Below are 11,417 nucleotides of genomic sequence, written 5' to 3'. Positions count from 1 at the left end.
GCCTAGGTGGGGGTTCGCGGCAACGGCGGAGCGGACAGCGGCCGGTTTCGCCGTCGGCGAAACCAGCGGGTGGCCGGAATCGACTTGATCTCAACCATTGTTCAGGTCTTAGTGTCGGTGGCCAGGTCTTTGATGGGGTGGGCAGCGAGAGGGAGAACAACGTGAGCATCGAATCCGTGGCGTGGAGTCAGATGTACCGGCGGGCGAACGCGCCGCGGGAACAACGGCCGTTCCGCCTCGCCACCGCCAAGCGCATCATCCGGTTCGCCGGGCCGCACCGCCGGAGGATCAGCGCGTTCCTGCTGTTCAGCGTCGTGTCCGCGGTGCTCGCCGTGGCGACGCCGGTGTTGGCGGGCCGGGTGGTCAACGACATCGTCGGCGGCGCCGCGCCACGCGTGGTCGTCCTCCTCGCGCTCGTGATCGGCCTGCTCGCGGTGTTCGACGCGGGGCTCGGGCTGGCGACCAGATGGATGTCGGCGCGGATCGGCGAAGGGCTCATCCTCGATCTGCGCACCGCCGTGTTCGACCACGTGCAGAAGATGCCGGTCGCGTTCTTCACCCGGACCAGGACCGGTGCCCTGGTCAGCCGCTTGAACAACGACGTCATCGGCGCCCAGCGCGCGTTCAGCGACACGCTGTCCGGCGTGGTGGCCAACCTGGTGACCCTCGTGCTCACCCTCGGCGTGATGGTCAGCATTTCGTGGCAGATCACCTTGCTCGCACTCGTGCTGCTCCCGGTCTTCGTGATCCCGGCACGCCGGATGGGCAACCGGCTGGCCGACATGCAGCGGGAAGCGGCCCGGTTGAACGCGGCGATGAGCACGCAGATGACCGAGCGGTTCTCCGCGCCGGGCGCGACGCTGGTCAAGCTCTTCGGCCGTCCGGAGCAGGAGTCCGGCGAATTCGCCCTGCGGGCGCGGCGGGTGCGCGACATCGGTGTGCGCACCGCGATGTTGCAGACCGTCTTCGTCACCTCGCTCACGCTGGTGTCCGCGCTGGCGATCGCGCTGGTGTACGGGCTCGGCGGCTGGTACGCGCTGCGCGGGCAGCTGGACGCGGGCGCGGTCGTGGCGCTGTCGTTGCTGCTGACCAGGCTCTACACCCCGCTGACCGCGCTGGCCAGCGCCCGGATGGAGATCATGGCCGCGCTGGTGAGCTTCGAGCGGGTCTTCGAAGTGCTCGATCTGAAACCACTGATCGAGGACACGCCGGACGCGCGTCCCGTTCCGGCGGGCCCGGTCGCGCTGGAGCTGGACGGGGTGAGCTTCGGCTACCCCTCGGCCGACAAGGTGTCACTGGCCTCGCTGGAGGAGGTGGCGAACCTGGACACGCGCGGCGGGGTGGAGGTGCTGCACGACGTGTCGCTGCGCGCGGAGCCCGGCCAGCTGATCGCGTTGGTCGGCTCGTCCGGCGCGGGCAAGTCGACCATCGCCCAGCTGGTCTCCCGGCTCTACGACGTCGACGGGGGCTCGGTCCGGTTGAACGGCGCCGACGTGCGCGAACTGACCACCAGCTCGATCCGCGAAACGGTCGGACTCGTCACCCAGGACGGGCACCTGTTCCACGACACCATCCGGGCCAATCTGCTGCTCGCCCGGCCGGAGGCCACCGAGGACGAGCTCTGGGACGCGCTGGAGCGCGCCCGGCTGCGCGAGCTGGTCGCGTCGTTGCCCGACGGACTGGAGACCGTGGTCGGCGAGCGCGGCTACCGGCTCTCCGGCGGTGAGCGCCAGCGTCTGACCATCGCGCGCCTGCTGCTCAAGCAACCGCGCGTGGTGATCCTGGACGAGGCGACCGCCTCGCTGGACTCGACTTCGGAGGCCGCCGTGCAGGAGGCGCTGGGCGAGGCGCTGGAAGGCCGGACCGCGCTGGTGATCGCACACCGGCTGTCCACCATCCGCGCGGCCGACCAGATCCTCGTGCTGGAGCAGGGCCGCATCGTGGAGCGCGGTACCCACACCCAGCTGCTGGCCGCCGACGGTCGCTACGCGGAGCTGTACCGCACCCAGTTCGCCGAGGAGCCGGTCACCGCGGCGGCTTGAACGGCCGTCCGGCTAGCTCGCCGTCAGGTCCGCGGTGCACGTGGTGTCGGTGTCCGGCAGCGCTCCCGCGCCGAGGTAGGCGTTGATCGCGTTGTTCACGCAGCTGCTCAACTCGGGCCGGAATGTCATGTGGATGCGGACGTCTTGCAGGGTGACCATGCGCGACTCGGACAGATACTGGTGCAGGCGCACGGCATGGGCGTACGGCGTGCGCGGATCTCCGGTCGCCTGCACGATGAGGGCCGGCACCGCGTTGCGGACCACGGTGGGCGCTTCGACCGGTCGAGGCCAGAAGGCGCAGGGCTGGATGTTGCCCGCCAGCGCGCCGAACACCGGTTGCGTGGCCCTGGTCTGTTCGATGTTGCGCCAGTACCAGGTGGGATCGATCGGTGCGCCGACGTCACCGCAGGCGATCTGCGCCAGCACGGAGTTCTCGTTGTCCCGCAGCGCCTGCACGATGGCGCGCAGCCGGGGCGTGCGGGAGGTCGTCGGCGGGCCGCCCGCGTCATCGGCGATCTCACGCACTGTCGCGGCCAACGCCTCGTTCAGCCGGAAGTTCGTCAGCAAGGCGTGCAGGATGAACGGAAACCAATGGTCGTCGATCGCGAACCCGTCGATGACGACCGGTTGACGAGCGACGACGCGAACCAGATCCTCCACCGTCGCGCGTACCTGCCGCGGCGTCGCGCCGAGCCGGAACTCGTCGTCGCGGGCCGCGACCCACACTGCCCAATCGTCCAGCGCGATCTCGTCGGCGGGGCCCCAATCCTGGACCAAGCCCGTCCAGTAGCGGTCCGGGTCGATCGCGCTGTCGAGCACGATCCGATCGGTGCGCTCGGGGAACATCTGGGTGAACACCGCCCCGAGGTAGGTACCGTAGGACAAGCCGTAGAAGTTGATCTTCTGCTCGCCCAACGCGGCCCGCACGATGTCGATGTCGCGCGCCGTGTTCCGGGTGGTCAGCTGCCGCAGCATGATCGGATCACGAACGACGCAGCTCGCGGCCATGCCCGCGGACTGAACGGTGTCGTGCGCGAACCCCAGCGGATCCAGGCCCGCCGACCGGACCATCTCGCCGACCGGCCACCCGCACCGCGGCGTCCGGCCGGACTCACCGACCCCGCGCGGGTCCATCCCGATCAGGTCGTGACCGGCAAGCACGTCCGGTGCCAGCACGTCCCCGAGCAGGTCCACACTGTCCAGTCCCGGCCCGCCGGGACCGCCCGGATTCGACAGCAGGACTCCCCGCCGCCGGGCCGGATCGCCGGCTTTCACCCGGGATATCGCGACGGTGATGGTGCGATCGCCGGGATGCGCGTAGTCCAGCGGCACCAGGACGTCGGCGCACTCGCCGCCTGCCTTGTCCAGATTCTCGACACCGCACGGCTTCCACTCGAGCTGCTGGCGATAGAACCGGTCCAAGCCGGCCGGGTAGCCGTCCCGCACCGGCTCGGCACCGCTGTAGGCGGGCGCCGCCAGCAGCACGGATACCGCCATGACCGAAATCGAACGCCAGAACAGCTTCGCGGACAACAGAGTTCGCCTCTCGACCGGAGCGGGCACATGGGTGAATGCGGAAAGAACCGTATCGGATCTGGGCGTCCGATGGTGGCAACCTCTTCCCGCGTGCGGGCGCGCATTCGACAGCGGTGTACATCCGGCCCGAAAACCGAGGAAGCCCGGGTCGAGTGCATCGAGCCGGGCTTCGGCGATCGGACACATGCGCCATCGGCCGACTACCGGTCGGGCGTCAGGCTCTCCCGAGCATCGACGCCTAGGGGAGCCCGCCGTGTACCGGCGCGTACGCGCCGGTGACGATCAGAATTCGCCCGCGACGCCGAGCACGGTTCGGCCCGAGTGGGTGCCTTTCCGCATGGCGCGCAGCACCTTCTCCGCGTCGGTGATCGGGGCATGCTGCTGTAGGGCCGAAAGATGCTGCGGGCGCAGTTCTTTGCCGAGCTGCGACCACACCTCCCTGCGACGCTCGATCGGGAGGTTGACCGAATCGATGCCGTCGAGGGCGACGCCGCGCAAGATGAACGGCATCACGGTGGTGGGCAGTTCGGCACCTCCGGTGAGGCCGCTGGCCGCGACCACGCCGCCGTAGCCGATGGCGCTGAGCACGTAGGCGAGTGATGCGCCGCCGACACTGTCGACAGCCGCGGCCCACCGCGCTTTGGTGAGCGGCCGCGGCTTGGCGTCGGGGTCCTCCGGCAAGCGGCCGATCACCTCGTTCGCGCCGATCTCACTGAGCAGTTCGGCCGCGTCGGTCTTGCCGGTGGAAGCGATGACTTCGAAGCCGAGGCCGGAGAGGATGTCGATACTCACGCTGCCGACGCCGCCGGTAGCGCCGGTGACCAGCACGGGGCCCGCGTCCGGGGTGAGGCCGCGCTCGAGCAGGGCCAGCACGCTCAGCGCCGCGGTGAAACCCGCCGTGCCGAGCGTGGCCGCATCGCGCGGACTCAGGTCCTCCAGCTTGACCACCCATTCGGCGGGCACCCTGGCGTATTCGGCGAAACCGCCGTTGTGCGAGACGCCGATCTCGTATCCGTGCGCGATCACCGGGTCGCCCGGTGCGAAATCGTCGTCGGCGGACTCGACCACCTCGCCCACGAGGTCAATGCCGGGAACGATCGGGTAGTTGCGCACCACCCCGCCGCCCTTGGTGATCGCCAGACCGTCCTTGTAGTTCGCGCTCGAGTAGTGCACTTTGATCGTCACGTCGCCCGGCCCGAGGAAACTCTCGCCGACCTGCTGCCGGGTCAGGACGATCCCGCTATCCGTTTCGTGTGCCACCATCGCCCAGAACTCCATGCGGACGAGCATACGAGTGTCCGGACCGGTCCGGGAGTTACCGCGGCAGGAGTTCCAGCCGCACGCCGAGCAGACGAACCGGGCGGTCGAGGTCGAACCGGTCGATGATCCGCAGCGCGGTCTCGGCGATCCGCGCGACATCGATCGTCGGTTCGGGCAGTTTCTCCTGCTTGCTGCGGGTGTAGAAGGTATTGGTGCGCACCGTCACGCCGACGCGGGTGCCGACCCGGCCCGCGGCGGCCATCTCCTCGGCGACCTCGGTGGCCAGCCGCGCGACGTGGGCGCGGATCTCGCCCGGATCGGTCAGATCGCGCGGGAAGGTCTCGGACTTGCTGCGGCCCACCGGGATTCGCGGTTCGGTGGTGACATCGGTATCGCCCTTGCCGTGGCCGAGTACCCAGAGGTACGGGCCGGTATTCGGTCCGAACTCCGCGGCCAGCCGATGCCGGTCGGCCGCCATCAGATCGCCCACGGTCTGGATGCCGAGGTCGGCGAGGCGCGCGGCGATCCGATTGCCGATGCCCCACAGCGCGTCGGTCGGGCGATGGGCCATCACTTCGGTCCAGTTCGCGGCCGTGAGCCGGAAGACACCGGCGGCGGCGCCCGGGTCGGCGCCGGGCTCGGCCGACGACTTGCCCGCGGACTTGGCGAACCCGGTGGCGAGTTTGGCGGTGAGCTTGTTGTCGCCGATGCCGATCGAGCAGGTCAGGTCGAGTCCGGCGATGGCGGTGCGCACCTGCTGTGCCAGGGCCTCCGGGTCGTCGGTGTCAGCGGCCAGGAATGCCTCGTCCCAGCCCCACACCTCGACTCGCCCGGGAAACGTCCGCAGCAGCGCCATCACCTCGTCAGAGGCGTCCTCGTAGGCGGCCATGTCCAAGGGAAGGAACACGCCCTCGGGGCACTTGCGCTGGGCGCCGCGCAGCGGCATGCCCGCCCGCACGCCGAACGCACGCGCCGGATAGGACGCACAGGTCACCACCTTGCGCGGTTCGGTGGGGTCGCCGTGGCCGCCGACGATGACCGGCAGGCCCCGCAGTTCCGGATGACGGCGGAACTCCACCGCCGCCTGGAACTGGTCGAGATCGACGTGCAACAGCCACCTGGCCACATCCCGTTCTTACCCCACGGCCCCGACAAGCTGCCGCAATTCCGGCGCGATCGGACCACCGGATTCGCCGGGGCGTCGCGCGCCAGACGAAGGCCGAGCTACCCCCGCCCCAGCCGCGGCGATGGCCTCCCTGCACGAGCCGAGCCACATGGCGGCAGGCACGACCGCGATCGACGCGGCGTTGCGACGTCGGGAAAACAGAACTAAATTCTGTATATGAAGATTCGAGATCGGTTGCTCCTGGCAGCCGAACGACAATTCGCCGAGCACGGAGCGCTCGACGCGACGCTGACGCAGATCCGCGACGCCGCGGGCGCCAGCGTCGGGGCGCTCTACCACCACTTCCCGGACAAAGCCGACCTGTACCGGCAGGTATGGGCCAACGCGCTGGTGGACTACCAGCGGAATTTCTGGGCGGTGGTCGCCGACAGCACCGACGCCCACGAAGGCGTCACCGCCGGTGTGCGCGAGCACCTGCGCTGGGTGAGCGAGAACCAGTATCGGGCAACGGTGCTCACCTCCGCACGGCCGCCGGGGGTACGCGAGAGCGAGAGCAATCGCCGCTTCATGTCCGACGTGACGCGCTGGTGGCGCACGCACGCCGGATACGGTGCGGTGCGCGACCTTCCCATCGATCTGGTCTACGCGCTGTGGCTCGGCCCCGCGCAGGAATACACCCGGCAGTGGCTGGGCGGCGAAATGCGCATCGCCCCGGCCGATGTCGCGGGCGAACTCGCCGACGCCGCCTGGCTCGCCCTCGCCGCCGATCGCACCCGAGCCGCGAAAGAGGTCTCCCGATGAGCGCCGCCACGACCCTCGACCTGGACAGCGCCAAGCGGATCCTGGCCGCACAGCCTTTCGCGACCTTGGTGGGCACCGAGATCACCGCGTTCGGCGACGGCGCCGCGACCCTGGTCATCCCGCTGCGCCGCGAACTGACCCAGCAGTTCGGTTACGTGCACGGCGGCGTTCTCGCCTACGCCGCCGACAATGCCCTCACCTTCGCCGCGGGGACGGTTCTCGGCGCGAACGTGCTGACCGGCGGTGTCACGGTGAGCTACCTCCGTCCCGCCGCGGGCACGCGTTTGCGCGTCGAGGCATCCGTCACGGGCGCGACTCGGCGCCAAGCGGTTGCCCACTGTTCGATCTACGCCGAGAGCCCGGACCGCGAACCGGTCCTGTGCGCGGTGGCCCAAGGTACCACCCGACTCGCCGAAACCGATTTGACCAGCGCGAACACCGCTCCTTGACCGCGCAATGCCGCCTCCGTCGCCGACCACACCGGGTAGGGCGCGTTGAGCACCGCTACACCACTCGGCCGGAACTGATGTGCGGCTCAGGCTGCGGCACACGCCGTGCCGCATGGCCCCTATCGCTCAGGACGGGTATCCGACGCGCGGTGGTCGCACCGGGCGGGTCAGGCACAGCCGAAGAGCCGGGCACGGAGATGTTCCGTGCCCGGTCCGTTCTCCCCAGGTCAGGCGGTCGCGGCAAAGGCCGGGCCCAGCGCCGGTTCGGCGACCGGCTCGATGGCGTAGGCCAGGATGTCGGCCACGTCGGCGACCGGGCGGACATCCAGTGCGGCCAGCACCTCGGCCGGGACGTCGTCCAGATCCGGCTCGTTGCGCGCCGGGATGAACACCGTCTTCAATCCGGCCCGCTGGGCGGCGAGCAGCTTCTGCTTGACGCCGCCGATCGGCAGCACGCGGCCGTTCAGGGTGACCTCGCCGGTCATGCCGACGTCCGATCGCACCTGCCGTCCCAGCGCCAGCGACACCAGAGCGGTGACCATCGTGACGCCCGCGGACGGTCCGTCCTTGGGCACCGCACCGGCCGGGAAGTGGATGTGGATGTTGCGGTCCAGCACCGACGCCTCGATGCCGATCTCCTCCAGGTGCGAGCGCACGTAGGTCAGCGCGATCTGCGCGGACTCCTTCATGACATCGCCGAGCTGGCCGGTGAGGGTCAGCGAGCGCTCACCCTCGGCGGCGTTCGCCTCGATGTAGAGGACGTCGCCGCCCGCACCGGTGACGGCGAGGCCGGTGGCCACACCCGGGACGGCGGTGCGTTCGACCGAGTCGGGGGTGAAGCGCGGACGACCCAGGTAGTCCGTCAAGTCGCCCAGGCCGATCGTCAGGACCTCGGTATCGACCTGGTAACCCAGCTCGGGGTCGTAACCTGATGCGGCGGGCACGGTCTCGCGCTCGGACAGCCGGGTGGCCGCCTTGCGCAGCGCCTTGGCGATCAGCCGCTCCATCTGCCGCACGCCCGCCTCCCTGGTGTAGTTGGCCGCGATCTCGCGCAGCGCTTCCTCGCTGACGGACACCTCATCGGCGGTCAGCGCGTTGCGCTCGAGCTGCCGCGGCACCAGGAAGTCGCGTGCGATGGCCACCTTGTCGTCCTCGGTGTAACCGTCGACGGTGATCAGTTCCATCCGGTCCAGCAGCGGGCCGGGAATGGTCTCCATGACGTTCGCCGTGGCGATGAACAGCACGTCGGACAGGTCCAGGTCCAGATCGAGGTAGTGGTCGCGGAAGGTGTGGTTCTGCGCCGGGTCGAGCACCTCGAGCAGGGCGGCGGCCGGATCGCCTCGGAAGTCGGAGCCGACCTTGTCGATCTCGTCCAGCAGGACGACCGGGTTCATCGATCCGGCTTCCTTCATGGCGCGGACGATGCGACCGGGCAGCGCGCCGACGTAGGTGCGGCGGTGGCCGCGGATCTCGGCCTCGTCGCGCACGCCACCCAGGGCGACGCGAACGAACTTGCGGCCCAGAGCGCGCGCCACGGACTCACCCAGCGAGGTCTTGCCGACACCGGGCGGGCCGACCAGCACCAGCACCGCGCCGGAGCCGCGTCCGCCGACCACCTCCAAGCCGCGAGCGGCCCGGCGGGCGCGGACGGCCAGGTACTCGACCATGCGGTCCTTGACCTCGTCCAGGCCGTGGTGATCGGCGTCCAGGACCGCGCGGGCGGCCGAGACGTCGGTGCTGTCGGTGGTCTTCACCGTCCAGGGCAGCTCGAGCACGGTGTCCAGCCAGGTCCGGATCCAGCCGGATTCCGGGCTCTGATCGCTGGCTCGCTCCAGCCTGCCGACCTCGCGCAGCGCCGCCTCGCGGACGGTGTCGGGCAGGTCGGCCTGCTCCACCCGGGTGCGGTAGTCGTCGGCGCCGTCCGGCTCGTCCTCGCCGAGTTCCTTGCGGATGGCGTTGAGCTGCTGGCGCAGCAGGAATTCGCGCTGGCTCTTCTCCATGCCCTCGCGCACGTCTTCGCTGATCTTCTCGCTGATCTCGGCCTCGGCGATGTGCGCTTTGGTCCACTCGATCAGGGTGGCGAGCCGTTGGGCCACGTCCGGGGTCTCGAGCAGTTCGCGCTTCTGCTCGAAGGTCAAGTACGTGGCGTAGCCCGCGGTGTCGGCGATGGCCGACGGGTCGGTCAGCTGGTTGACCGCGTCGATGACCTGCCATGCCTCGCGGCGCTGCAGCACCGAGACGACCAGCTTCTTGTATTCGGCGGCCAGTTCCTTGGTGCGGCCGTCCGGCGTCGGCGTCTCGACCGGCTCGGCCTCGACCCACAGCGCGGCGCCGGGGCCGGTGACCCCGTGCCCGATCTTGGCGCGCCGTTCGGCCTTGAGCACGGCCGCCGGTGCTCCGCCGCGCATGCGGCCGACCTGTTCGATGGTGGCGACCACGCCGTAGGTGGCGTATCCCTCGTTCAGCCGTGGCGCGAGCAGCACGGCGTCGGTGCCTGCGGCGCGCGCGGCATCGATCGCGGCCTGCGCCGATTCGTCCAGTTCGATGGGCACGACCATGCCCGGCAGCACGATCGGATCGGTCAGGAACAGCACCGGCAGGTTCTGTGGTGTAGTCACGTCTTCGACCCTTCCAAAAGTTGAGCGTTGCCTACTCAACCCGCGGCTATCCGGGTTTGTTCCGCGCCGATGCGGCGTTCGCTGAGGGCGAAGGGGCGACTCGCGCCCGCGCGGCCGGACCACGCGCACCGTTCGCGTTGACACCCCGTCCAAGGCAATGAGAACGTGGGGGCCTTGATATCGCATACCGGCGGTACCGCCGGATCGGCTTAGGGAGTCCCATCGATGTCGTCGCTCGCCGCCGGCGTGTTCGTCGACTGGGAAGGATTGACCGGGCAGCCGAAGTTCGTAGTCGACCTGATCACGTTTCCGGTCTTCAGCGCGCTGGCCGGTTGGCTGACCAACTGGACCGGTGTGCTCATGCTGTTCTGGCCGATCCTGTTCCGCGGCGTCCGCGTCCCCGGCCTGCACGTGCTCTATCCGTACTTCCCGCGCCGGGTCCAGGTGCTGCCGACCTTCTCCGGTGACGGCCGCCGCCTGGGATTCCAGGGCTTCATCCCGGCGCGCGCGGAGAAGATGGCCAGCATCTGCGTGGACAAGGCCCTCATGCGGATCGGCAGTCCGAGGGACTTCATCCACGAACTCGATCTCGACGGCATCGCCGACTACATCGCCTTGCTCGCGCGCGAGCAGGTGCGACCGCTGGTCGACGAGCTGATGTACCGGGAGAACCCGGACCTGTGGCGCACCGTGCCGCGCCCCGCCAAGCAGCTGATCTACCAGCGGGTGGATCGCGAACTGCCCGCACTGTCCCGCCGTGCGTTCGCCTCACTCGGCGACAACGTCGACCAACTGATCGACATCAAGAGCTTCGTGATCCGCTACCTGCGGGAGAATCCGACCATCCTGAAGGACCTGACCACCACCATCGCCGCGCCCGAGCTGCGCTTCATGGTGCGAATCGGCCTGCTCGGCGCGCCCTTCGGCGTGTTGCTCGCGCTGTACCTGCATGTGCACCAGCACATCCCGGTGCTCGGCTGGGTCCCCGGCTGGGTGATCGTGCTGCTGGCCTCGGCGGCGATCGGCGTGATCGTGAACGTCATCGCGGTGAAGATGGTGTTCGAGCCGGGCGATCCGCAACCGCGATACAAGTACCTGTGGAAACAAGCGCTGCTGGCCAAACGACAGACGCAGGCGGCCACCGACCTGGCGCACATCCTGGCCTATCAGGTGCTGACGCTGCCGAACCTGTCCAAGGAACTGCTGGAGGGCCCGAACGGGGACAAGACCAGACAGCTGCTGGAGCGCTTGATCGCCGACGAGATCAGTCGTCAGCTCGGCCCGACCAGCACGCTGGTGCGCGCGGCGTTCGGGCGCCGCCAGTTCGACAACCTCACGGTGGGCGCGGCGGGCGCCGCGGTCGGCTTGGCGCCGACCCTGGTGGAAGACGAGGAGTTCACCCGCGAGCAGGCCAAGACCATCGACGACTTCGCGGCGCGCAAGTTGCGGGACCTCACGCCGGGGGAGTTCATGGAGATGTTCTACGCGTCGGTGGAACAGGACGCCTGGCTGCTGTATCTGCACGGTGCGGTGCTCGGTCTCGCCGTGGGAGCTGTCCACCTGGTGGTTTTCGGCTGGTAGCCGA

General features: G+C 69.4%; 8 protein-coding genes. 4 read left to right on the top strand and 4 right to left on the bottom strand.

The window, feature by feature from the left end; genetic code table 11:
• Positions 1-161: 161 nt before the first annotated feature.
• A complete protein-coding gene (locus HOV91_RS09625; RefSeq protein WP_174185100.1) occupies positions 162-2,042 on the top strand; it encodes an ABC transporter ATP-binding protein in 1,881 nt (626 codons plus the stop codon).
• 12 nt (positions 2,043-2,054) lie between these two features.
• On the opposite strand, the gene HOV91_RS09620 is transcribed toward HOV91_RS09625, so the two are convergent.
• The 3 genes from HOV91_RS09620 to HOV91_RS09610 form a co-directional block, all read right to left on the bottom strand.
• On the bottom strand, positions 2,055-3,539 hold the full coding sequence (locus HOV91_RS09620) for an alpha/beta hydrolase (RefSeq protein WP_174185099.1): 1,485 nt from the start codon (positions 3,537-3,539) through the stop codon (positions 2,055-2,057).
• Positions 3,540-3,860: 321 nt separating this feature from the next.
• The gene (locus HOV91_RS09615) at positions 3,861-4,856 is read right to left on the bottom strand and encodes an oxidoreductase (protein WP_174185098.1); all 996 of its coding nucleotides are present in this window, start codon (positions 4,854-4,856) and stop codon (positions 3,861-3,863) included.
• 37 nt (positions 4,857-4,893) lie between these two features.
• Positions 4,894-5,964: a DNA polymerase IV gene (locus HOV91_RS09610; protein ID WP_174185097.1), complete on the bottom strand. Its 1,071-nt coding sequence runs from the start codon at positions 5,962-5,964 to the stop codon at positions 4,894-4,896.
• 216 nt (positions 5,965-6,180) lie between these two features.
• Here HOV91_RS09610 and HOV91_RS09605 point away from each other — a divergent pair, with 216 nt between their 5' ends.
• Together HOV91_RS09605 and HOV91_RS09600 are read left to right on the top strand one after the other, a co-directional pair.
• Positions 6,181-6,765, top strand: a complete 585-nt coding sequence (locus HOV91_RS09605) for a TetR/AcrR family transcriptional regulator (protein ID WP_174185096.1) — start codon at positions 6,181-6,183, stop codon at positions 6,763-6,765.
• Positions 6,762-7,214 (top strand): PaaI family thioesterase, encoded by a 453-nt coding sequence (locus HOV91_RS09600; RefSeq protein WP_174185095.1) that lies wholly within the window; start codon positions 6,762-6,764, stop codon positions 7,212-7,214. The genes HOV91_RS09605 and HOV91_RS09600 overlap by 4 nt, the downstream gene beginning before the upstream one ends.
• Before the next feature lie 227 nt (positions 7,215-7,441).
• Here the strand turns inward: HOV91_RS09600 and lon are convergent, their stop codons facing one another.
• Positions 7,442-9,772, bottom strand: coding sequence for an endopeptidase La (gene lon / locus HOV91_RS09595; RefSeq protein ID WP_246349953.1), 2,331 nt, complete (start codon positions 9,770-9,772; stop codon positions 7,442-7,444).
• A 285-nt stretch (positions 9,773-10,057) separates the two neighbouring features.
• On the opposite strand from lon, the gene HOV91_RS09590 reads away from it, so the two are divergent.
• Positions 10,058-11,413, top strand: a complete 1,356-nt coding sequence (locus HOV91_RS09590) for a DUF445 domain-containing protein (protein WP_174185094.1) — start codon at positions 10,058-10,060, stop codon at positions 11,411-11,413.
• The last annotated feature ends 4 nt before the right edge of the window (positions 11,414-11,417 follow it).

The sequence above is a fragment of the Nocardia barduliensis genome, from assembly GCF_013315795.1.
GTDB lineage: Bacteria > Actinomycetota > Actinomycetes > Mycobacteriales > Mycobacteriaceae > Nocardia > Nocardia barduliensis.
Note: the sequence above shows the minus strand (reverse complement) of the source record. Positions and strands in the feature narration are given on the sequence as shown.

Coding starts and splice junctions, on each gene's coding strand:
- HOV91_RS09615 (WP_174185098.1), bottom strand. CDS start 4,856: ATGGAGTTCTGGGCGATGGTGGCACACGAAACGGATAGCGGGATCGTC.
- HOV91_RS09590 (WP_174185094.1), top strand. CDS start 10,058: ATGTCGTCGCTCGCCGCCGGCGTGTTCGTCGACTGGGAAGGATTGACC.
- lon (WP_246349953.1), bottom strand. CDS start 9,772: ATGGTCGTGCCCATCGAACTGGACGAATCGGCGCAGGCCGCGATCGAT.
- HOV91_RS09605 (WP_174185096.1), top strand. CDS start 6,181: ATGAAGATTCGAGATCGGTTGCTCCTGGCAGCCGAACGACAATTCGCC.
- HOV91_RS09620 (WP_174185099.1), bottom strand. CDS start 3,539: ATGGCGGTATCCGTGCTGCTGGCGGCGCCCGCCTACAGCGGTGCCGAG.
- HOV91_RS09600 (WP_174185095.1), top strand. CDS start 6,762: ATGAGCGCCGCCACGACCCTCGACCTGGACAGCGCCAAGCGGATCCTG.